Origin of the sequence: Nostoc sp. (assembly GCF_036917975.1) — a bacterium.
GTDB lineage: Bacteria > Cyanobacteriota > Cyanobacteriia > Cyanobacteriales > Nostocaceae > Nostoc.
Genome location: NZ_JBALEJ010000024.1, coordinates 17,675 through 42,260 on the forward strand (window position 1 = coordinate 17,675; position 24,586 = coordinate 42,260).

Consider the following 24,586-nt stretch of genomic DNA (forward strand, 5'->3'; position numbering starts at 1 on the left):
AAAACTTATGTTTTTAACTTGGTTCGACAGTAACTCTTGGTTACTGGAAATTAGCGGTAAACGAATATTAATTGACCCTTGGCTGGTTGGTTCATTAATTTTCAGTAATTTGGATTGGTTATTTAAAGGTTCGCGATCGCAAAACCGCCCAATTCCAGATAATATTGATTTGATCCTGCTGTCTCAGGGTTTAGAAGACCATGCACACCCACCAACCCTTAAGCTACTCGACCACAGCATCAAGGTTGTAGCTTCTCCCAATGCTGCCAAGGTAGTACAGCAGTTAGGTTACACCCAAGTTACAGTATTGGCTCACGGTGAAACTTTCACTTTAGATAATCAAGTTGAAATCAAGGCTTTCCCCGGCTCTCCCATTGGCCCGACTCTGGTAGAAAATAGTTATCTCCTGAAAGATTTAGAGAGTGGTTTAACTGTATACTACGAACCTCACGGGTATCATTCTCCACAACTTCAGCAAGCTGCACCTATCGATGTCGTGATTACACCGTTTGTTGACATGACGCTTCCTTTGCTTGGGCCGATTATTAAAGGACAAAATAGTGCTTTAGAAGTAGTAAAATCATTACAGCCTCAAGTAATAATACCGACAGCAGCAGGTGGGGATGTGGACTTTGAAGGATTGCTGATGAAATTTATTCAAACTAAAGGAAATGCTGAGGAATTTCGCTCGTTACTAGAGAAAAACAATCTGGCGACGCGGGTACTTGAACCGAAACCAGGCGATCGCTTTGAACTACCATTAGAAAAACGAGCATTAGCAATCTAAGTTGTACCTAGCGCTGGCGATTAGAAATCGCGGCTATACAAACAAAGTCCACCTCCGTGGACTAAGAGAAAATCAAGAGTTTTTAACCCAGGTCGGTGGGTTTTGCCTGTGTAGCCGCGACTTCTAGTCGCCAGGATCTTTTGAATTATCTTGCATATACACTTCTCTAATCGGAAAAGGAATTTGAATTCCTGCTTGTTGATAGCGTTTGTGTAATTTTTTCACAAATAGATGCTTACCCATACGCTGATCAAAGTATTCACTTACGCGCATATAAAGCGTAAAATCTATACTAAAATCATTAAAAGTATGAAATCTGATATATGGTTCACTTTCTTTTAATTCTGGTGCAATTTCTTGCATGACTTCTTTGGCCACTTCTACAGTCACTTTTTCAACTTCTTCCAAATCGCTATCATAACTGACACCCACATCCATTGTTAAAGTAATTTCTTTTGCGGGTAAATGATAATTTGTGAAAATTGCCGAAGACAACTTAGAATTAGGAACAATGACGACATTATTGGAAATTTCTTTAATTGTCGTATTTCGCCAAGAAATATCTATAACATATCCTTCATGTCCAGCATCTAATTTTACATAGTCTCCGGTTCTAACTTGTTTAGAAATAATTAAGTAAAAACCAGAAAATAAATTGGCGAGTGTGTCTTGAAGTGCCAAACCAAATGCTAAACCACCAATACCTAAAGTTGTGACTATCGGTGTAATTTGAACGCCTACTGTTTGCAAAATGATTAATGTTCCTAAAATCAAAACAGTAGCCTTAGCCAGGTTAGAAATTAGTGAAGTAGGAACCCCTTCGGCTCTACGAATAAATAAATTAAGAAAACCAGCAGTCAATTTGGCTAAGACTAAGGTTATTGAATATAGCAATGCTATTGTCAAAACTTTTTGCAGTACGATCGCAATATCTGGCTTGAGGGGTGCGCTCACAACTGCCCCAAAAAAACCGCCAATGACAAACCAAAGAAAAGTCATGCGGTGCAGAGAGTAAAATATGATATTACCCCCAGCAATTCGTTTATTATTAACGAATGTTTCTAGTCTTTTGAAGATAACTTTTTCACCAATTATTCCAGCCAGTAAGCCAGCTAGAATAAACACTATCGGCGGAATCCATTCCATCATATCAATTTTAAATTTGAAATTTTAGATTTACGAAAAGAGTATTTTTGTTGTAATTATGACTAAATTTTACCTTGTTGTCGGATTAGCTGCCTGAGATTTTCTTTCCTTATGGACTTGCCAATTATTTACCACCCAGATTACATTGCCCCGCTACCAGAAGGGCATCGCTTTCCGATGTCTAAGTTCCGACAACTCTACGAATTGCTGTTAGCTGATGGTGTCGCCAATCAAGAACAATTTCACACTCCCGAACGTCCGCCACCAGAATTGATAGAGTTAGTCCATACCCCAAGCTATGTTCAAGCTTATTGTGAAGGAACCCTAGATACCAAAGCACAGCGCCGTATTGGTTTGCCTTGGAGTCCGGCATTAGCAAATCGCACCTGTGTCGCGGTGGGTGGTACAATACTGACTGCGAAACTGGCACTAAGTCAAGGTTTAGCTTGTAATACGGCTGGTGGAACTCATCATGCCTTTCCTAGTTATGGATCTGGTTTTTGTATTTTCAACGATTTAGCGATCGCCTGTCGCGTTTTACAAAAATTTGGACTCGTCCAAAAAATTCTGATTGTAGATTTGGATGTCCATCAAGGAGACGGCACCGCTTTTATCTTCCAAGACGACGACAGCGTTTTTACTTTTTCCATGCACTGCGAAGTCAATTTCCCCGGTACAAAACAAAATAGCGATTTGGATGTTCCTTTGCCGATAGGAATGGAGGATGACGCTTATTTACAAACTTTGGCGAATTACTTATCAGATTTATTGTCTAAAGTCAAGCCAGACTTAGTATTTTATGATGCTGGTGTTGACCCTCATATAGGCGATCGCTTGGGCAAATTAGCCTTAACCGATGCTGGCATTTTTCGCCGGGAAATGCAGGTTTTGAGTACTTGTATGAGTAGCGGTTATCCTGTTGCTTGCGTCATTGGTGGCGGTTATGCTGATGATATGAAGTCCCTCGTTTGGCGACACTCCCTGCTGCATCGCGCCGCTAGCGAAGTTTACCACCAGTACAAACTATAGTCATTTAGTGGAAAATACTACCTAAAATCCAATACAGTTCAGAATGAGCAACAAAACACTTGTAGAGACGGCGATTTATCGCGTCTCGAAAACCCAAAATTGTTGCCAGTCGCCCTTAACTGAACCGTATTGACCTAAAATCGTCAATTTTTTAAATATGCGTTTAAATTTAAACCCTATTTTGTCGGCAAAGGAACTACTGGATGAACAACGGTAAACTCAGAATCTACGAATTAGCAAAAGAATTAAATTTAGATAGCAAGAAGCTATTATTAATTTGCGAAAAACTCAAAATTGTAGTCAAAAGCCATACCAGCGCCATTTCAGAATCCGATGCAGAACGTATACGTTCAGTAGCAAATAAACTAACAGCAAAATCCTCAAAAACTAAAACCAACTCTGAAGATTGGGGCTATATGTTTATAGCTTCAGCAATTGATAGCTTTATCCGCCATCTCGAAGGTGAAACCGCCCTGAAATCATATCCCGAATTTCGGGAGCGGCGCGATCGCACCAATGAGTTAATGTATGAATGTGTCGGTAAAAAGCCTTCTCTATTTTATGTACGTCGCAAAGGCGCGGGGAAAGAGGCAAGAGAAGAAATTTGGGATTTGACAATAGCAACAGACTCCGATGATTTTCCGTTACCCGCAAGACTTGAAAAGCTCAGAAAAACATTAGGATTTAGAGCGGCTGTACCAAAAGATGGACGCGGCGGTTTAAAAATACTTTCGGCTCAATTATTACAACCCTCACGGGGACACGCTGACAGCTATGCTATCCCTTGTCGCTTACGTTTGCTGCCTAATCATCAGCATCATCTTGACATTCCGCTGGCAACATTGAAACGTATCGCAGCTGCACCAGTTTGTGGCGAAAATATACCCACTGAAGATCAGCTTAAAGCTTGGAAAGCGTTTTTGCAAATTGAAGAAAAAATTGCGAAAGCGCGTCAGTTTTGTGTGCGTTACGTAAGTCATAACTATAACTTCAAAAGACGAATCAGTTTTGAAATTGATGTAGCTTCAGCTACCCTTGACGGCTTTTATCAAAATTCCCTCGACGTGGACAATTTTTGGGAACGAGCAAGACGTACAAAAAACGAAGATTTGAAGCTTTTTGAAACTGCTCCCGTCGGCAAAAATTGGATTAGCGGTCGTCAATTAGGGACTGTTGAGGAAGTTGACCTCAACCGTTGTATTATCAGCCTCAGATTAGAACGCGATTTGGCTGAATTCATGGCAACAGAGCGTTATAAATTGCCAGATACAGGGTTTTTATGTTTTGAGGCAGTTGGTGATATTCAGCAGATTCAACGTAAGAAAAAAGCTTTAGATGATTTGAATAATGGTTACACGCAAAATCCGTATTTAGGTAACTTTTTATTCGATGCTTCTCAGGCGAGACAAATTACAACAACTGTTGAAATTCAACCACAAGATTTATTGTTATCTTCTGCTAATCCTGGTCAGAAAGCAGCAGTAGAAAAGGTACTTGCTGCCAAGGATCTTGTTCTCATTCAAGGGCCACCGGGTACTGGTAAAACTACCGTAATTGCTGAGATTTGCTATCAAATTGCCCTTCGTGGTGGACGTACTTTAATTGCTTCTCAAGCCAATTTAGCAGTAGATAATGCCCTAAGTCGATTAGTTCATAACCCTGTAATTCGCGCTGTACGCAAAGGAAGAGCCGAGAAGGTTGGAGAAGAAGGACAGCCATTTTTAGAAGACCAAGTGATTGGTAGATGGCTAGAAAATACAGCTTATGACTGTGAAAATAATATTACACAACGACTCACAAATATTCAAACTTTCAGTCAATTACTGGCATCATCAGAAAGATTCGTGGCTTACTTACAAGCAGAAGAAGAATTTAATCAACAACAAAATAAATTCCATAAAAATAAGATAAAAATAGAGACTAACTTTAAAAATCAAGAAAAATTTTATAACGAAACTGTAGAAAAGCAGAACGAGGTTGAATCACTAATCTCAAGACTGGAGAATATACTAAATACTGCACCAAATATCAATTGGGAAGCTTCAGAAGTTACAGATTTTTTGCCACTTCTTAAACCCTACACAGAAGGTAACAATTTAGTAGAAGAATTCTTAGCAAATGTTCGTAAAACCATCAAATATACTGATGAACTTGGTTTTGTGCGTCCGACGCTTGGTGCTTTTGGTTTAGCGGCTTGGTTACGTGAAACAGTAGCCACAGAAATTTCTAAATTTAAAACTGCTTTGACTTATGCTCAAAATGCAGCTAAAGCCATATCAGAGGTTGCAGTTTCAGTTCAGGTTGTCAAACAAAATTTCGCATCGTTAAATCAACTTCAACCAGATTATCAGCAATATCTTACTAAGCTACAAAACCTACAGCAAACAATCCAAATATGGGAAAATCGTAAACGGGAAATAGATTATATTATCTCAGCCGTTAAGGAATGGAAATCTACAGCACCTTCTCATTTGTATCAAACTTTAAAAGATTGTCATCAATCAGGTTTACCACTAACAGAGAATTTAGTAGACTTACCGCTAGGATTGTTAATGTTTGCTAATACATTAAAATTACCAATAGTACCAAAAATATACAAAATTAACCTCCCAGAATGGGAAGTATTAGCAAAGGCGATCGCTTATGAAATAGACGGAGGTTTTACTGATAGAAAAGGTAAACAGCATAATTTTAGTTATTTTTTACAACAAAATTTTAGTCAGATTCCAATGGTGCTATCAAAGAGCGACCGCACCCAATGGCAAGAAACCTATCAGCAGTTTAATAATTATCAGTTACTCAACCCCAAACAGCGAAAATTATTAGTTGAAAATACTCAAGCTTTTTTAATTAGAATTCAAAAAACTTATGGCGCATCGTGGGAATGGAATAACATTGACTCTACTCTCACCAGAATTACCCAAGAATTGCTAGATGTCATCCTTGCAAATGCGCGTCAATGCGTTTTAAAAGTCAAGACGGAAACCGATCAACAGCTTCAGCATCTACAACGACTATTAAATGAACTTCAGAAAAATGAAGTTAGCCAACAGCAAATATCTATTACTCAAGCTGAGGTAGAAAAATCACAGCAAGATGCTAATTTGCAACTTGGACAAGTTATCAATATCTTGCAAGAACTTAGTCAACAAAATATACCTGCTCAATTACGCATTCTCGTTGAAAAATATCTCGCAACACAATCAAATATTTGGGAACAACCCCAAGAATTTTCTAATCAAGTGAATTATTGGGGAACTTCCATTACTCAGCTTGAAACCTTAATTTCATCATTAGAACCTTTTGCTGTACTGGAGATAATTAAACATTCTTTAAATGAGCATGTATCAAAGTTGCAAGGAGAAAATAAAGCATCTTTACAGCAGCTTCAAAAATTACAAATCAGCCTACGTGAAATAGAACAAAAATTACAACCAGAACCATCAGAAGATTTAATAATAGAAAGAAATTGGTGGTTAACTGAATGGCAAAGAATACCCGATAAATTTAAGCCCGAAAGTTATGCTGCTGATTTATTTAATATAGAGTTGTTACGCAGTATAAATATTCAGTTTGAATCTTGGCAAGAGCAACTCCATAAAGACGAAATTTATCTCAATAAATATCAGAATTTTGTACAAGATTGGATTGGAAAATTAAGACAGCCAAATGAGCGCGATCGCGACGATTTAAGGCGTATTTATCTAGACAATGCCAACGTCGTCGGTATCACCTGTGTGCAGGCTGCAAATAGAGGTTTTTCTGAAGAATTCAAATCCTTTGATGTCGTCATTATTGATGAAGTTAGCAAGTGTACTCCACCAGAGTTACTAATCCCAGCATTGAAAGGCAAAAAATTAGTCATGGTAGGCGATCATCGGCAATTACCACCCATGCTTGATACTAGCACTCTAGAAGAAGTTGCCCAAACAATTGGCAATACACGAGACGAACTCCAATTCTTAGAAGAATCACTGTTTAAAAGTCAGTTTGAATCTGCTGATGAAAGCATCAAACAAATGCTAACGACACAGTATCGAATGCACCCCTTTATTATGGGAGCAATCAATCAGTTTTATGACGGTAAATTAGAATCTGGTATTTTGGAGCCAGATACAAAACGCGCACATCATCTAGCAGGCGAAATTGTCCAAGAATCTCAGCATCTTATCTGGGTAAAAACGCCTATGGAAAACCAGTTTTTAGAGCAACGAAACGGAACTTCTTACTTTAATACTCCAGAAATCGATGCGATTGAATGTCTCTGTCAACAGTTCGAGAATACTTGGGCTTCTAAAGTTGCTAATGGTGAACCAAAAAAAGAAATCGCCGTAATTACATTTTATGGCGCTCAATTAAGAAAAATTGATGAACGTCTGCAATCTGAACTTTTCCCTTCATTAGAAATTCGTACAGGGACAGTAGACAGATTTCAAGGGATGGAAAGACCTGTTGTGATTGTGAGTATGGTTCGTAACAATAGTAAAGGAGATGTCGGATTTGCGAAGAAACCAGAGCGGGTAAATGTTGCATTTTCTCGCGCCCAAGAACTCTTGATAATTGTAGGTTGTCATAATTTATTTACCCATCAAGCAGGTAAAGTTGGAAGTATGTATTCTGAAGTTTCAAATATTGTCAGTCTTCATGGAGGTTTGGTTGATGTTTCTCGCCTCTTCAGTTAAACCGATTGATGACAACCTCAAGAATTTTCTAGAAGAAATTGAGGTGAACTACTAGCTAAGTACAGCTTTGCACAAGTTCGTAACTTTTTTAAACGCAGAGGTAAACGCAGAGGAGCGCAAAGTTTATTTTAGTCTTATTCGCTATGAATTAATGAAACGTTGTACTATAGTTAGCCTGTGTAAGTAGATAGTTCCTATTTTTATGTACTCTCTAATACACTTGTATTGATGAGATGCAGTCCCTCGTCTGGCGTTACTTCTTCCTAAGATTCAATTTTCTGTTACCCTTACCAGCAATTCCGATTTCCCCTTAACCGAGAAATATTTAGATCCGATCTTTTCTGGAAAAGAGATTGTGGCATGTGTAGTAACAAAGCACATATCACTTGATGCTTAATTTAGCTCAAGAGGGTCTAATGATTGATCGCTTTGTAAATCTAATTTTTATCGATTCTTTCGCCTTAGCAATTAACCTGACTTTTGGTACATTGCTTCACACTAAAATCTGCAACTATTCATGGGATGGAATGGTAAGTGATGAGCTTTCAACCCCAGAAAGCGGCGTTAGTTCTTCGGTATCCTTGGAGGAAGATATCACCACTCATATTTCATAAAGCCTGCTTAGAGACTATTTATAAAGTAAATCCTAAGTAAGGTGTATTACGGCTTTGCTATTACGCACCGTGTTACATGACGGTGCGTTAGCACTTTGATGAAATTTTTGTGACAAATCATCTAGGAATATACGCCTAATAGACCGTACAATAATTTTGTTTTTACTTCATAAATAACCTCTTACTATTTGTGTCGAATTACTTGAGTTAACGTTTTGCATGACTTGTAAAGATATTAAAATTAATCCTTGCTACATCAAAAAAGCCTGAGAATTGCATCACCTGAAGGTTCCTCAAGAAGCTTGGAAGGCTTTCAGGAATTATCTGTGGATATTTGCTCGTTTCTTTTTTTCTCTACACCTAGTTAAAAATTTTTCTTATGACAGAACCTAACAATACCTTCAACGAAGCAACAGTTGTTCCCGACATTTATCTGGAACAGAACTTCTATACCAGTGATTCAGTTAGTCCGGGCGATTTGGATGATTACTACAAGTTTTTTACCCTCTATGGGCCGTCAACGCTCTACGCCCCTCTCAACGGCTTGTCAGCCGACGCCGACATCTACCTCTACGACCAAAACCAGAACCTAGTTGCCAGTAGTACCCTTGGCGGCAACCTGAGCGAGACGCTCAAAGCTTCACTACAGGGTAATCAGTACTATTACGTTAAAGTACACAACTACAACTCGTCTAATACGACAAACTATAACCTCTACCTATATAACGACTATTCTGGCTCAACCTTAGCAACAGCAAGAGATATCGGCACTAGTTGGGGTCAAAGCAGCAGTAAATATTTGGCTTATAACAAGATTAACTGGCAAGACTATCTCGACTATCGTGATAACGTTGATGTCGTGAAGTTTACAATGGAAGCTCCTGGCACTATCAGCCTGCGGATGAAAGACTTCACCTATACTGGTGGGCTACAGGCCAGGATGCAGCTACTTGACTCCAACGGCAACGTACTACAGACTGTTTCTGGTACAGTGGGCGATGGTCTCAATGTCGATCGCTACTCTGCCCCTGCTGGTGTCTACTACGTCAAGTACACCCAGATTTCCGGCTCCGACCCTTACACGCTCCGCATCGTCACTGATTACGCGGGTGATGTTACTGGCACAGCACGAGACTTAGGAAATGTCAGTGGCAGCAGTCGTCGCTTATACGACATGGTAGGAGGCCCATTTGGACTGCCAACCTATGAAGATGCTAACGATCTCTACAAATTCACCCTAGATAAAACCTCACCAATCGATTTACGGTTGGACATCGATACCTCTTTCTTTCAACCTCCAACCTTTGATGCCAATTTACGCCTCGCCCAGGACACAAACAACGACGGGTTTATTTCAGCAGGAGAAGTCATTCTCTCATCGTCGAACCCAGGAGACGATCAACTCTCAACCACTTTAGGGGCGGGTACTTATTACGTTCAAGTGGTGCAAAACGGAGCTTATACTAACTATCAACTCGACCTCGATTCCGATTTTGATGCTGTTAAGAGCGATCCACAGGCGTATAACAATCTGTCACAAGCGCGATCGCTCGGTGCTTTAATTGGGGAAACGCCCTTTAATTTGGGTGATGGATTTGGCATTAGTGCGGGTGATTTCTCTGATTTCTTCAAGTTCACCATGACCACTGCGGGTCAACTCTCGGCTTCAGCATTTAATAACCCCTACTACTCTAGAGCTACCCAGAATCCCACCCTGTCAATTGTCCGAGACTCGAACAATAACCAGCGACTCGACCCTGGTGAAACGATTACCCCCTTTAGTGTTGGTTCGCTGACCGCTAACCTGGCAGCAGGAACCTACTTTCTGCATACAAATGGTAATGGTGAACAAGCTGCCTACGACCTCCGATTAGTCTCAGACTACGCCGGAAATACCTTAAGTACAGCCCGCCCACTAGCAGCGATCGCAGGAGCAACGCCACCTAACCAAACTTTCCAGGACTACATCGAGCAATCCTTCGATGCCTCCAGTGATGTCAACGATTTCTATCGCTTTGATTTGCCAAGTACTTACGAAGTCACGTTGAACACGACGGGGGTTGATGGTGAAGACCTATCGCTTTCACTGATCAAGGATATCAACAATAATAATGCGATCGATGCAGGTGACATCTTGGTAACATCAAACGCCTTGAACTCGCCTAATGAAAGTGTTTCACAGTTACTTGGGGCTGGTCGGTATTTTGCAAGGGTTCAGGGGGTTAACGGTTCCACAAACTACACGCTGACCTCAAAGTTCGTCAGTCCAAGTGAAGATCCTGATGACACGATCGCTGAAGTTCAGAATCGTGACGCGAATATCAAGACACTAGGTCAGTTCGCTGACTTTTCCTTGAGTCCCCAAACTGATGTCGATCTGGTCAAGTTTACCGTTTCTGCTGGGCAGCAAGTTGGGTTCGATGTAGATTCTCGCAATGGATCAAACCTCAACACCTACCTAAGGGTCTTCAACTCCAGTGGCACACAACTCGCGGCCAACAATGATGGAGCCGCGCCAGGTGAAACCTCTAGCCAGTTTTCCTACTTGGCTTATACATTTACTCAGGCGGGTACATACTACGTCGGCGTGTCGTCCAACCCAAATTCTAATTACAACGCGGTGACAGGTCTTGGTGATGTAGCTGGCTCAGGGGCTACGGGAGATTACCGACTAACACTGAACGATCTCGGACTAGTATTGACCGGCGATGGTGGGAACAATGCGATCGCTGGCGGTAACGGCAACGATAACCTCAATGGGGCTGGGGGCAATGACACGCTCACTGGCGGTGCTGGTAATGACATACTAATCGGTGGTACTGGTAATGACCTACTGGTTGGTGGGGCTGGAAATGATGTGTTAACCGGAGGTGATGGGGCAGATACCTATCGATTTACAGCTGCTAGCGATCGCCTAGATACAATTAATGGCTTCAGTGGCTCTAGTGGCGACAAGATTCAGATATCTGCCGTAGGCTTTGGTGGCGGATTGGTCGCAGGTACTTTAAGCACAGACCGTTTTCGTTCCGGTGCGGGCATTACGACAGCAAACACGACAACTCAGAGGTTGATTTACAATACGACAAATGGAGCTTTGTTCTTTGATGCCGATGGCAGCTTAGGCGGATCTGCACCATTACAGATTGCCACCTTGTCTGGCAATCCTGCCCTGAACAACACCAATATTGCGGTTATCTAAACGCCAACTGTGTCTGTAATCTTCAAGTAGCCATTACCAAATGAAATTTCAGTTTTGAGTCACTGTGTAGTATTGACAGTGCAGACCTATTTGATTATTGAAAATTAAAAAGCTTAGATTCCCGACATCTTTAAAATGTCGGGAAATTTATTTTTGCTGGGCAATAGTACTCTAGAATTGCTGATGGTGATCCAAAAAATAAATCGCCATGATTACTTTTTTTGGCACTCATAAGCTAAAACACATCTAATTTGCATATTAAATTTTATCAAATTCTTGTGGAGTGGGCATCTTGCCCGCCTTGATCATGCAACTTAAATGCCGATTAGCTTACCATTTCTTTGTGAGGCTGCGCCCAATGTTCTTTCTTTCTTTGCGTACTTGGCGTCCTTGGCGGTAGCCTGCGGCAAGCCGCTCCGCGTCTACGTTCCTCATGTAGTTTGGCGCATCTTCATACAGAATATGTACTGCGAAGTTTCAAACATCGTGCGTCTACATGGAGGTTTCATTGATGTTTCTCGCCTCTTCTGCTAAACCGATTGATGATAATCTCAAAAATTTTGTAGACGAAATAGAAGCCCAAAGTCCTAGTTTATCAGTTTTAGCCGCGCGTGAATTCCGTTATAGTTTGCGTCAAACTCCTATAGAAGTAAATATCAAGGAACCCCGGCAATTTAATGTACTTGAAGAATTTATTATCCGCGCTGCTATTGAATTTCAGCCTCCGCCAACCGAGGATGAATTAGCCTCTGTACTTGGACTGGATTCTGTATTTATTAAAACTACTACTGCAACTCTTCGGTCATTGCAAACTTTATCAGCAACATCGCCACTAACAGTTACTCCTGAAGGGCGTTCATTTTATGAAAAAGGGTTTGTACCACAGCCGCCATATCCTATACAAATTAATGCTATTACAGACCCTTTAAGCGACAAAATAACCTTTCAATCTGAATCCTTAAATGAGACAGTGATAAAATTGCCTGATTTAGCAGACTTTATCACTATTGATCGTACAATTGCTGATATTACTTCCTTACCGCTTGAGGAAATCCAAAAAAGTATTCAAGCTTCAGGTTTAGCCCTTCATGTACCAGAAGAGGGAAAAATCGTCACTTCCTGTAAGGTACTAGCTTCAACTCAAAAAATTTGGAGAAAGATATCGTTTTTCGTTATATTTGATGCTCTGGAAGATAAATTGAGGATTCAAATAAGAAATGGAAAGCAAATTTTAGAGTCAGCATCAAAATGGTTAGAAATTTTACATAATGAAGGCAAAATATCCTTGCAAACATTATGCAAATTGTCAACAGAAACCATCGATTTTGAACGTGAAGCCATCCTCAAGCAGAAAAATACTGAAATAGAAGCTAGACTCGAAAATATTCGCCAAAAGTCCTTAAAAGCTGGCGATAAAGTAGATAATTCTAAAGTGTTGGGTGAAGCCGTACAGGTACGCGATGGACAAATTGCTCAAGCTTTTCTAGAAGTTTTAAATTCGGCTAAAAGTCAGGTTTTAATTTATTCTCCGTGGGTGAATCAAGCGGTTGTCAATGAAAATTTTTTAACACTGTTACAGAAACTAGCTAATCGTGGAGTTTGGATTTTAATTGGACATGGAATTGCGCGACAACAAGAAAATGAAGATAAACCAATTCCACCAGAAATAGAGAAAAAACTTCGAGTAATCAAAACACCTGATGGTTTACCATCTGTACAGGTTTTTTGGTTGGGAGATTCCCATGTCAAAGAAGTAATAGTTGATCGCAAAATACATCTTTGTGGCTCTCATAACTGGCTATCTTATCGCGGCGATTACCTACCAAGAGGTGAGTCAGTTTATAAAGTTACAATTCCCCACCAAGTCGAGGAAGCTTATGAATTTCTGGCTAATCGCTTCCAAAATCATGCTCAAATTTTATGGCAAAATGCTCTAGAAAATCGTGATTCTAAACTGGCTGTAGAGTCTTTGTGCATTTGGGGTGCGCTAGGTATGGAAGATATTGCACTCAAAGAGATACAGCAAAACAATTGGTTAGAACTTCTACCTGTGTGGTTAAATATAGCACTTCAGGGGCTAAAGTCTAAGAATATACAATCTGATTCGGAAATTTTCAAAACGGCACTTTCGTTGCTAAATCAGGTTTCTATTGAAGAGGCTTTTATTGAGTTATTGCAACAAGGATGGCGTAAAGTTATCGGCGCGATCGCAAGTCACAATCCTCAAACTGCTTTAAACTTACTTAATGATGAAGTCTGGGTGCAGTTTTTACGTCTCAATATTGTTCAAGAGAGTGATTCACCTGCTAATTTTATATCCAAAAATACTTGAAGGAGGCAGAAGGCAGGAGGTTTTTTTCACTTATAGGATTCAAACCCCTTCTGAAAAAGAGCCACCAAATTGAAAATACTATTATCAGCATCATATCTGCTGCTTTATGTAATATTACCACCCTAATAGTACACAGGCAAAATGAATATATCTTGAGATATAGATATTTCTCTTTTCAACAAGTAGCATGAAGTATCTAACAAAAACCTATAGAAGAATGTGTGTTTGCTTGACCCCAACTGTCTGAAAAACTGATTATTCTAGGATCATATATATGTCTATTTGTACAGCGTACAAATCATGATTAAGACATTTTTCATACTTAAGTAATAATAATTTTACTGAAAATAGACCAGAAATCTATAATTCCGATTTCCGATGAGTTTGCAATTAAATGATTCTTAACCTTTGATTAACTAAAAAATAGATCCAGATATGCGTCTAATTCGATACAATTTATAGGCAGAGAGAGCCGAGGAGAACAAAGTGGTCTTATTAAAAGGCTTTGAGATTGAGATGTACACTGGCACGCCTCAAGGTGAAATCGTCGGTCTCTCCGACAAAATTGTTGCCGCTTTGAGTGAATTTATGCGGGAGCCAGATAGCCGCAACGTCGAATACATAACCCAACCATCCCATAATTACGAAAATTTATTGTGTGCGTTGCTGCGTCCCCGGCGAGTGTTGCGAAACTACCTCAGTCGCTTGGGCGATTACACCCTGATACCGGGGAGTACTTTATCTTTGGGTGGGAGCGATCGCTTTCTCCGCTCCGATCCAGCAAACCCCTATCATGACTACATCGAAAACACCTACGGCACGAAAGTAGTTACCGCTAGCGTCCACATAAATATAGGCATCAGCGATCCAGAAGTATTAATGCGGGCGTGTCGGGTGATCCGCATGGAAGCACCTCTATTTCTCGCCCTCAGCGCCTCATCTCCCTTCCTGGATGGCAAAACTACAGGCTATCACTCCACCCGTTGGGGACTATTCCCGCAAACGCCTAGCCATGTGCCGTTATTTTCCAGCCATGCCGATCATATCCAGTGGGTGGAAAATCAACTCGTTGCCGGAACTATGCAAAACGTGCGGCATTTGTGGGCATCAGTTCGACCAAATGGCGATCGCCGTCCTTATGACTTGAATCGCCTAGAAATGCGAATTTGCGATTTAGTCACAGATCCCATTGCCTTGCTAGCCATTACTGCCTTGTTAGAAGCGCGTTTATTGCAAATAATCGAAAATCCCAGCATCGATCCTTTAACTCAAAGTACCTTCTCTCCTGAAGAACTTGTCACCCTGACTGCTGAGAACGAAGCGGCGGCTGCTGCTGGTAGTCTCGATGCTCATTTGAGGCATTGGCAAGATGGCAAAAGCATCTTAGCAAGAGATTGGATTGCTCAAATGTACCAAGAGGTTTGGGCGATCGCTAAACAACAAGGCTTTAGCTGTTTCCTTTCCCCATTGCACAAAATCCTCCGCGAAGGCAATGAAGCTCAACAGTGGTTGCAATTACACACAGTCGGCTTTGACAGCCAACGCGTCATCACTCAGGCTATTATCGCCACCCAACAACGCGAAATCGAACTCGAAAACAAATTGTGTTCGTCCTTGCTTGCTTAATTCAAAGGGCATTGGGCATTGGGCATTGGAAAGAGAAGGCCAGAGGCAGAAGTTCTTTAATTTTGAATTTTGTTAGCGCAGCGTTAGCGAGTCTGCGAGCGTCATTTTGAATTTTGAATTGATTTCTCCCTACTCCCCTCTTCAAACAAAAAGACACAAGCACTTAGTTTTTCTACACAAAACTTAATATTTACCGATTCCAGGCAAATTTCCTCTCAGGCATTACTCTGGGAGGATTTACGATTCGTTTTAAAAATCTAATCGATGGAGGATACTTGATTATTATTAACAAAACCTATGAATCACCTCTACCTTTTGGTAGATTTAACATTGACATTAGATTGTTTTATACAATACGCAAATTATACGGACAATGCCCCAGGTAGTTTTAGTTAACCCACAAATCCCTCCTAATACAGGTAATATTGCCCGTACTTGTGCAGCTACAGGTACAGAGTTACATTTGGTGGGGCCTTTGGGGTTTGAAATTAGCGATCGCTACCTCAAAAGAGCAGGCTTAGATTACTGGCCTTATGTCAAATTGCACTATCACGAATCGCTAGAAGCCTTTAAAAAGGTACATCAGGAGCGTGGAGGCAGATGGTTAGGTTATACAGTTGGTGGAAATTGTAATTATGTAAGCTTTCAATTTCAACCTGATGATTGGCTGCTGTTTGGTAGTGAAACCACGGGTTTACCACCAGCAATTCTGTCAGATTGCGATGCTACTCTCTATATTCCCATGAGCCAACCGGGGGTTCGCAGTTTGAATCTGTCAGTAAGTGTGGCAATTGGATTATTTGAAACCCGTCGTCAGTTAGGCTATTTACAATAATTGTTTACCTTGATGTTCATAAGTGTATTTACTTAGAATTTGTCCCAGAATCTATTAGGCGATTTATTTGTGGCGGCAAAAATTTTCTGGGTGACAGCAACAATATGTAAAACAATATACCGAAAATTGGATTTATCCACGAAATGTAGTGGAAGATACTTACAAGCAAGGGGAGGTTATTATAAGAAATTTGTATATAAAACTTGGGATATTGCCAAATTTGAATGATAGATTTTGATGAATTTGAAACATCCTAAACAGGGAACAAAATCGCTAGAACTTATTCATGTACTACATTTGAGCTATTATTGCTCAATAAGGTACAGAAAACAGCCTAAAACTAGCCGATAGTTAATACGGTTGTTTTTTAGGGAATAATCAACGTAAAGTCTCGTGTTGAGAAGACGGATGGCGTAGAAATATCTTGAAGATATCTACAGCAGGGGGCATGACTTTTCCAGAAGTCGCCGCAACTGAATTCTCCGCAGCGACTATGGACTTGGCAAATGGTTTGTCCAGTCCCCGCGATTGACGCAAGACAAGCGCGGACAATGGTAAAGAGTGAAATGTCCTAAGTGGTGTTAGGAGTGGTTCGGACAAGTAAACACAGCAAATCTTAAGTTTTGCTAAGACATGTAAACTTGTCTAAATCAGAGAAGCAGGTTAATCTTGCGTAAGCATCTCTGGTGAATGCGATCTCGATCTATCGTTCGTTGTGATCTAAATCATTGACTAGTATCCAACTGAAAAATCGAGATCAGTTAAGCGCTAGTGATCATAGGAGGTCGTCTTTGAAACGAGCATTAAAAAAGAGAGTAAAAGCTGTGTTGAACAATAACCCCAACAGCGATGATGCCCCGGTAGAACTGCAAAATGTGATGAATCCAAAAGTTAACCGCCGGGTGCGGACAAAAGCCGCCATGATTGGCTTGGCAATCTCTATGGGAGCAACCAGCCTTTTGGTGACTCGACAAAGCGATCAAGCCCAAGCAGCAGTGCCAGTAGGCAGCCAAAAGGCAACCTCATCGATTCCTGCTGTTCCTGACACTGAGGTGAAATTCGCCTCCACAAAGCTGGAGTCCCAAGCAGTCTCATCAGCGAGCGTGCCGGAAAATCCTGTGATCGTGGAACCAACGGCAGTTTCACAAGTGCCCGGGCTTGAAGCTAAATGGCAAGTCGCGGCGAGTGGAATGTCTTTGCAAGTTCCGGCATCAAACACGTTTTCTCAAGCAACAGCAGGTTATAAAAATTCCACCTACCTGAAGCCCCAAGTGGCCCAGGGATTGAACAATACCTTAGCCGAGACTAGTTTCCCAACAGTCAATAATCTGTCTGACTATAGTGCTGATGATGTTGGTGGTACAAACGCATCACTAACTGCCCAGCCCCAAACAGTGGCAACATCAACCGCAGCCAACAGTGAAATAAATGCCCAACTTAAGGCGCAACAAGAGTTCGCACTAAATAGCTTACAAGAAAAATCGAACCGTTTAAGAAAGAGTCTGGCACAGTTGCAGTCTGGGGAAACCAAAAATTTATCACAAACTGATATAAAATTGGCACAGCCGACAACTGTGATTGAGAATAGTGTATTAGCCCAGCCGAACACTTCTGACGATGCCAGCCAAGGGAACCTGATATCGAAGTTAAAACAGAAGACACAGGCAAGTGCATTTGTACCAGTACCAGCTACACCAACAGTTATTGCCTCGGCGACCCATACAGCCTACGAAGTAAAGCCTGGAGATACACTAGCAGCGATCGCCAGCAGACACAATACTTCAGTATCAGAACTAGTTAAGGCAAATAACCTCAATAATCCAAATGAACTGCAAATTAGTCAAAAACTAGTTATTCCTGCTGTTCAAGTTGAGACAACTGTAGCGAATAAGCCGGCTTTTGTAGAGTCCAGTCAAACTCCAAAAGCAGCCAGCTACCCTTTGAATATTGGTAGTGCTAACTCATATCTACCTAGTTCACCATCACCAACTATTGCCAACAACACTCCCATAGCCGTCCCTACACCGGTAACTGTTCAGGTTCAGGCAAATAGTGCAACCGACTTAGAAACAGCTTCCCCCACAGCTAGGTCTTATGGCGTTGGTGGTGACACTCCAGTGCCAACAGCTTTTGCCGAAATGCAACAGCCGAAAACACCAGCAAATAGGGTAGCAAGGGCAAACAATAACAATAATGACCGTTTGCGGGGCTTACAAGCGGAAATTCAGAGGTTACAGCAGAAATATCGCGCTCAACAGTCTGGGAACTTAGTTGTGCCAGAAGTAGCAACTGAAGCTAATAATACTGCGATGCTTACTCCTGTTGCTACGCCTAATAATTTCAACGTACCCAACTCTGTATCTCAACCAAATAGTGTAGCGATACCAATTCCAGTTCCTACACCTATTAGATCCAACTATAGCGTTCAGCCAATTAAGCCCCAATTCCGTACTAGTGTACGCCCTAGCGAACCAGTAAACCCAGAGTTCCTGCCTAGTCTAGGGTCTGCTAGTCAATGGACTCCCTCTCGCACTCAATCTGCCACAAGGGTTGCAACGCCTTCGGGAAGAGTCAATGCCTCTGACTCCTTAGGAAAGCTGCGGGGAACAACAGTTTCTCCACAGACAATGCCGCCTTTGGCAGCAGTGGATCAATATCTGCCCAGACCCATTGACGAACTTACACCTCCTCCATCTACTTCAACCTTGGCTTATATTTGGCCAACGAAGGGCACTCTCACCTCTGGCTTTGGTATGCGCTGGGGAAGACCTCACAAGGGAATTGATATTGCTAACTCCACTGGCACGCCAGTTGTTGCCTCTGCTGACGGTACGATAGAAAAAGCTGGCTGGAACAATGGTGGCTACGGCAACCTCGTCGAAATCCACCATCCTGATGGCAGTTCGACCCGCTATGCTCATAACAGCAAGATTCTGGTGCAACCAGGTCAGCAGGTACATCAAGGAGAAATAATTGCTTTAATGGGTACTACTGGTCACAGCACTGGCACACACTGCCACTTTGAAGTTCATCCACCAGGAAAGGGTGCTGTTAACCCAATAGCTTTCCTACCGCAACGCCTGTAATTCTTGGCTGTCTGTAACTAAATTATTGTCTTGTTCGTTGAGGGAGTTTACCTCCCTCTTTTGCTTTTTATAAGAAGAATTCAGAACTCAGGAGTCAGAATTCAGTATGAATTCTGTACGAGTGGGTAATGAATATTGGTTAAAAGCGAGTGGAATGGTGGGCGAAACAAATTAAAATATTCTCGCCTTAAAACTCTATCCCTTTATGGGTAGAGTATTCTGAATTCTGAATTCTGACTCCTGTTTTATGTCCTCAACAGGGATGAATATTCTAATAAAATTGTAAAAAGGTCTAGTATTGAGCAAATTTATATGCTATATTAATAGGTAATTTGGAAAAACATGGCTCAGTAGCTCAGTTGGTTAGAGCACGGGACTCATAAGCCTGGGGTCGTTGGTTCAACTCCGACCTGAGCCACTTTAAAAAATGACAATATAATAGCGATCGCTTCTTGTACTTATTAATGCCAACTACTAAAGCATCTCTACTCATTAATATGCGACTTTTTATAAAAATTCATCAATATCTTAGCTAGCGTTTAATTCTACTCATCTTTTCCAAGACAATAACCAAGTAAATTTTTTTACTAAATATTCCCCCTTGTGACAGTCACTTGTCCTTTAATGGTGTAAATATTGGTCTGTCCTGATCAGACCCTCGCAACAAATAGATTGTCAATTGCTTACCGGACTCTTGTTCTTGCTTAGGATTGATAGGTATTGGCCAGCGAAGGGATTTATAAAGTTCTAAACAATACAAATCAAAAGCAGATTCCAACAAGCTACAGTAGACACCTGCCGCATCAATTGTCCAGTAGTAAGCAAATATTAACCCCAGTAACCCAGCAAGAATAGCCCACCAAGCCCAAACAGTCCATACTATAAACAGCAAACTCCAGAGCCAAAAACGGGCTGCTGTGTTCAGGCTTGACCGTGCTTCCTGTAATTCTTTCTTCACCCCATCTGGTAATACTAGCCAGAGGCGAGACCAGCAAATTACAGCATCCAAGCCATACTTATCATAAGGGCGGCTTTCAGCTACTCAGGTTTTACCCCTTACATAAATAAACACTGCCGCTATCAAGAATGCGACATCTAATTTGTGAAGTCCTTTAATAGCAGACTTTTTCAGAGAATAAAATAAACGACCATTAAAATGTGAAATTTTTGGTTTTGCGACCTCAATTTGTGAAAATATTGAAAATCTCTAGTCACTTTTGAATAATCATATAAATTAATAAAACCCTTGCTATACAAGGTTTTTACGGGATAAATTTAGCGACACTAATTTGTTAAACTACGACATCTAATTTGTGAATGTACAAATGCTTTTCGATTAAGACAAAAGACGCGATGAATCGCCGTACTTACAATAAGAAGGCTTTTGTAGGGACGGCGATTTCTCGCATCTTTGCGCTCATATAATTTTAATCAAAAAACCTTAACCAAACCATATTGCGATCGCTTCTATGCGAACTAGTGAGTCTGTCAATTCGCTCAACACAAGAAGGGTCATTCTATAAACCAAGAGACATAAACCCAGAATCAATCATTATTAGGACTCATAGTTCTTCGCCATCATCAGGTAAATCAATTTTTGGCTCAACTTTTTCTCCTCCGTAATTTGCCAAAGTTACCCCTTCTTCTAAAAATACAGCAGAGTATTTACTCAATCCAATACGCTGTGCCGAATAAATTCCAGAATGTCCTGAAAATAAATAGCTGACTATACAGCCAATACCAATAAATACCCCCGATTCCAGACCAAATAGTTCAATTCCCATTAAGGTCGATGCCAAGGGTGTATTTGCTGCACCCGCAAATACACCCACAAATCCCATTCCGGCTAAGAGTGGTGCAGGTAATGCTAAAAGTAGCGATAAAGCATTACCTAAAGTTGCACCAATAAAAAACAAAGGTGTCACTTCTCCACCCTTAAAACCTGCTCCTAGAGTTAAAGCAGTCAGACCTAATTTTGCCGCAAAATCCCAAGGAGGTAGCTGAGTGTAGAAGGAATCAACAATAGTTGGAATACCAAGCCCAATATACTTGGTTGTTCCACTCAATCCAACAATTATTGCGATGATCGCACCGCCTATCAAAGGACGCATTGGAGGATAAGATATCTTTGCTTTAAACAAGTGACTGATTTGGTGAGTTACTTTCGCAAAAAATCTTGCAACCATTCCAAAGATTACACCTGCAATAATGGCAGAAATCAGTCCCCAAATTGTGAGCGTCGGTATTAACGGAGTGTGTCGGTATGCGGTATGATGTAAACCAAATAGTAAGGTTACTTGATTCCCTACGATCGCAGCAATTAAAGAAGGAAAAAGAGCGTCGTAATGAATTTTACCAATGGCTAAAACCTCTAGACCAAATACGGTTCCAGCTAAGGGAGTACCGAAAACGGAAGCGAATCCTCCACTGATACCTGCTGTTAACAAAATTCGCCGATTGGCCCCTTTAAAATGTAATATTTTAGTTAACTGGTCTGCCAAAGAAGCACCCATTTGTAATGCTGTACCTTCACGACCGGCTGAACCACCAAAAAAATGGGTGAGGTCTGTTCCTAGTAAAACAAGAGGAGCCATACGGAAGGGAATAATATTTTTGGGGTTATGAATTTCTTCTAGTAAAAGGTTATTTCCGGCTTCTACAGTCCGACCAAATTGATGATAAATCCAACCACTCAAGAAGCCGCCAAGGGGAAGGAAGGCGATAATCCACCGATGCGATTCCCGCCAATCAGTTGCCCATTCCAATGATACTAAAAGAGCCGCCGAAGCAGTTCCAGCAAGAATGCCGACCACAAAGGAAATAGGCAACCACTTGATTAGATGAGGTAAGGCAATAAATGGTTCAAACTGACGAAACTGTTTCATCCCATGACTCCTTGAAGTGCGGTTTGTAGACAAATACTTTCTACAGGGGAGTCAGGTAATGCATTTAGCCAAGCCCTACTCTCCCGCAGTAAGCAAGGAAAGTAGGAGCCATCAGCCTTCTAGATCAGAGTTTATCTCTCTGGAAAGGCGGTTTTGGCGAGCTCCATCGCCGTTAATAATTTAATTAACTTAATAATACCATTTTTGCTGTCGGTCAATACCTTTGATATTCTACGATATAAATAACGTGTATCATCGGCAGTATTATTGCCATCATCAGGAAGTAATTATCAGCCTATTAGAGTTGATGCATAATTTACCTGGACAGCTACCAGTAGCATTATATAAAGAACAAGTTATGTTGCTGGTGTGAAGGCTCAGTAAATTAAGAGTTACAGCCAGAGTGAAGCCGCTTGTTGAGAATTAAAATTTTATTAGAATAACTAACCGCAGAGGCGCAGAGGACACAGAGAAATGAGAGTTTGAGAGATATCTTACTTAAGTTCTAGTTATATTTGCAAATATTTTTTCTTATTAATTACCAGCAATAAGAAAGCAGCGATGCCTTCGGTGGGCTACGCCAACGCAAACAAGCTTCCAGTTATAAATGTTGCCTCTGCTCCAAGTGTTTGCCACAAGCCACCAGCTAGCAGACTAGCGGGTAAAAGCGCTAATCCCACAGCCAAGTTAAGGAAGCCAAAAACAGTGCCGCGCAGATTTGCAGGTATACTATTTGCCACTAGCGCCAACAGCAATCCTTGACTCATACCCAAATACAAACCATAAAGGGCAAACAATCCCCAGGCTTGCCAAGGTGTCTGCACGAAAGCGAAGCCTAGATACACTAGGGCGTATAGGAGAAATCCGCCGCCAAATCGAGCTATTAATACCCCAGTTGGACTGGTAGCTACAGCAAATAGAGGCTTTACAAAGGTTGATAATCCATACCCAAACACCGCTAATCCTTTACGATGTCCCAAGTAATCACTCAATACTCCCGAAAAGACTTTTAAAATTGAAGCCGTTGCTTCTGCAATACCTTCAATGATGCCCACAGTCCAGATATTCGCCCCTAAAACTGACACTAGAAATAAGGGCAACACAGAATGAATCATCTCAGAACTAATATCTGTCAGCAGACTGACAAACCCCAAAACCCAAACAGTCCGAGGAATTTTCTGGACAAGTTTATTTTGTAGCTGCATATTGCCTATTTCTGCTACATCTTAATAGTGATAGATATGTACACCCTTACAGCTGATTTATTTGCTGCAAAGATTTTGGAAAATAGTATTACTAAATCAGTTCTATAATTCTTGAGAACCAATAGGTGATTTCTGCATCGCTGAAGGTAGTCAATCGGGCAATTTCTCTCGCCATCTGATAGGCTTTCTCGCCTTGAGGATGTTGAGCCAAACCAGCATGGTTCAGTAAAACAGTTTTCAAATCCCCTGGATATGCAGGTAAGTGACAATTCCCCTGAGGTTCCATCCTTTGGATAATCGGACTCCAGTCAATGCTGCCAACTTGATAGTTCACATTCATAAATTTTTCTAAATGCAACAGATGTTTCATTAATCAACTTAACAATAAATTAAATCTAATGCAACACTTGTTACAATACCTCTATGGATAGAGAATCTTGGAATCTATTAGTGTACAAAGTACCCGCACAGCCTTCAACGCAGCGGGTGTATGTTTGGCGTAAACTTAAGGGATTGGGCGCACTTTACTTACAGCAGTCGGTGTGCTTGCTACCACAGCGAAAAGACTTGCAGAGCGATTTGGAAGAATTGAAAGCGGACATTATAGCAGGTAGCGGTGAAGCAGATTTGTTAACTATTTGCATTGACGAACCGGAGCAAAATGCTATGTTAATAGAGCGTTTTCAACAGCAGGCAGACCAAGAATATCAAGAGTTTTTGGGGCAATGTCGAGATTTCCATAGCGAATTGAGCGAGGAACGGAAAATAAGTAACCTCACTTTTGCAGAACTGGAAGAGAATGAAGCGGAACTAACTAAACTGCGTTCTTGGTTGCCAAAAATCCGCGATCGCGATTTGTTTGATGCCCCAAAATACTCACAAGCCACTGAAGCTTTAAAGGCGTGCGAATTAGATTTTCAGCTATTTTCCCAACAAATATATCAAGCACAAGGAATAGACTCAGAATCTTTATAAGTAAATGGATCTTAAATAATTGCGTAGGCATAGGCAAACCTCAGTATCACCCTTGTAATTTTTGCCCAGATAAACAATTTATTCCTATAGATAGATGCGTTTTTAGTATCTATAGATATTAATTCTATGACTAAAACTTAAGTAGGAAAACCGTACTTATCTAATAGGTTTTCTCTACCATATAT

Annotated in this window: 16 protein-coding genes, 1 tRNA gene and 1 riboswitch; of the genes, 12 read left to right on the forward strand and 5 right to left on the reverse strand. The window is 41.0% G+C overall.

All coding sequences use genetic code 11. The features are described 5' to 3' along the window. Positions 1-7 precede the first annotated feature (7 nt). Positions 8-787 carry an MBL fold metallo-hydrolase gene (locus V7K76_RS08610; protein ID WP_334776076.1) on the forward strand — a complete coding sequence of 260 codons (780 nt, stop codon included), beginning with the start codon at positions 8-10 and terminating at the stop codon, positions 785-787. Between the two features lie 123 nt (positions 788-910). Here the strand turns inward: V7K76_RS08610 and V7K76_RS08615 are convergent, their stop codons facing one another. Then, positions 911-1,936, reverse strand: a complete 1,026-nt coding sequence (locus V7K76_RS08615) for a mechanosensitive ion channel family protein (RefSeq protein ID WP_334776077.1) — start codon at positions 1,934-1,936, stop codon at positions 911-913. Between the two features lie 108 nt (positions 1,937-2,044). On the opposite strand from V7K76_RS08615, the gene V7K76_RS08620 reads away from it, so the two are divergent. From V7K76_RS08620 to V7K76_RS08660, 9 genes are all read left to right on the forward strand, one after another. Continuing rightward, a complete protein-coding gene (locus V7K76_RS08620) occupies positions 2,045-2,962 on the forward strand; it encodes a histone deacetylase family protein (RefSeq protein WP_334776078.1) in 918 nt (305 codons plus the stop codon). Between the two features lie 203 nt (positions 2,963-3,165). After that, positions 3,166-7,644: a translation initiation factor IF-2 N-terminal domain-containing protein gene (locus V7K76_RS08625; protein WP_334776079.1), complete on the forward strand. Its 4,479-nt coding sequence runs from the start codon at positions 3,166-3,168 to the stop codon at positions 7,642-7,644. A gap of 416 nt (positions 7,645-8,060) precedes the next feature. After that, positions 8,061-8,258 carry a hypothetical protein gene (locus V7K76_RS08630; RefSeq protein ID WP_334776080.1) on the forward strand — a complete coding sequence of 66 codons (198 nt, stop codon included), beginning with the start codon at positions 8,061-8,063 and terminating at the stop codon, positions 8,256-8,258. Between the two features lie 379 nt (positions 8,259-8,637). Next, on the forward strand, positions 8,638-11,457 hold the full coding sequence (locus tag V7K76_RS08635; protein WP_334776081.1) for a calcium-binding protein: 2,820 nt from the start codon (positions 8,638-8,640) through the stop codon (positions 11,455-11,457). Between the two features lie 511 nt (positions 11,458-11,968). Continuing rightward, positions 11,969-13,789 (forward strand): hypothetical protein, encoded by a 1,821-nt coding sequence (locus V7K76_RS08640; RefSeq protein ID WP_334776082.1) that lies wholly within the window; start codon positions 11,969-11,971, stop codon positions 13,787-13,789. 486 nt (positions 13,790-14,275) lie between these two features. Beyond that, positions 14,276-15,415: a glutamate--cysteine ligase gene (gene gshA / locus V7K76_RS08645; protein ID WP_334776083.1), complete on the forward strand. Its 1,140-nt coding sequence runs from the start codon at positions 14,276-14,278 to the stop codon at positions 15,413-15,415. 373 nt (positions 15,416-15,788) lie between these two features. Next, a complete protein-coding gene (locus V7K76_RS08650) occupies positions 15,789-16,250 on the forward strand; it encodes a tRNA (cytidine(34)-2'-O)-methyltransferase (protein ID WP_292846280.1) in 462 nt (153 codons plus the stop codon). Between the two features lie 791 nt (positions 16,251-17,041). Continuing rightward, positions 17,042-19,336 carry a peptidoglycan DD-metalloendopeptidase family protein gene (locus V7K76_RS08655; protein WP_334776084.1) on the forward strand — a complete coding sequence of 765 codons (2,295 nt, stop codon included), beginning with the start codon at positions 17,042-17,044 and terminating at the stop codon, positions 19,334-19,336. Positions 19,337-19,680: 344 nt separating this feature from the next. Then, a tRNA-Met gene (locus tag V7K76_RS08660) sits at positions 19,681-19,754 on the forward strand. Between the two features lie 192 nt (positions 19,755-19,946). Here the strand turns inward: V7K76_RS08660 and V7K76_RS08665 are convergent. Then, entirely contained in the window at positions 19,947-20,345 is a 399-nt protein-coding gene (locus tag V7K76_RS08665) for a hypothetical protein (protein WP_334776085.1), read from the reverse strand. A gap of 553 nt (positions 20,346-20,898) precedes the next feature. Then, positions 20,899-22,221, reverse strand: coding sequence for a voltage-gated chloride channel family protein (locus V7K76_RS08670; protein ID WP_334776086.1), 1,323 nt, complete (start codon positions 22,219-22,221; stop codon positions 20,899-20,901). Between the two features lie 95 nt (positions 22,222-22,316). Beyond that, a riboswitch (Fluoride riboswitch) is annotated at positions 22,317-22,401 on the reverse strand. A gap of 67 nt (positions 22,402-22,468) precedes the next feature. Here V7K76_RS08670 and V7K76_RS08675 point away from each other — a divergent pair. Beyond that, entirely contained in the window at positions 22,469-22,594 is a 126-nt protein-coding gene (locus tag V7K76_RS08675; RefSeq protein ID WP_335029746.1) for a hypothetical protein, read from the forward strand. A gap of 202 nt (positions 22,595-22,796) precedes the next feature. Here the strand turns inward: V7K76_RS08675 and V7K76_RS08680 are convergent, their stop codons facing one another. Then, entirely contained in the window at positions 22,797-23,426 is a 630-nt protein-coding gene (locus V7K76_RS08680) for a hypothetical protein (RefSeq protein WP_334776088.1), read from the reverse strand. 91 nt (positions 23,427-23,517) lie between these two features. Then, positions 23,518-23,766: a hypothetical protein gene (locus V7K76_RS08685; RefSeq protein WP_334776089.1), complete on the reverse strand. Its 249-nt coding sequence runs from the start codon at positions 23,764-23,766 to the stop codon at positions 23,518-23,520. Between the two features lie 83 nt (positions 23,767-23,849). Here V7K76_RS08685 and V7K76_RS08690 point away from each other — a divergent pair, with 83 nt between their 5' ends. Further along, positions 23,850-24,401 (forward strand): Chromate resistance protein ChrB, encoded by a 552-nt coding sequence (locus V7K76_RS08690; protein ID WP_334776090.1) that lies wholly within the window; start codon positions 23,850-23,852, stop codon positions 24,399-24,401. Positions 24,402-24,586 lie beyond the last annotated feature (185 nt).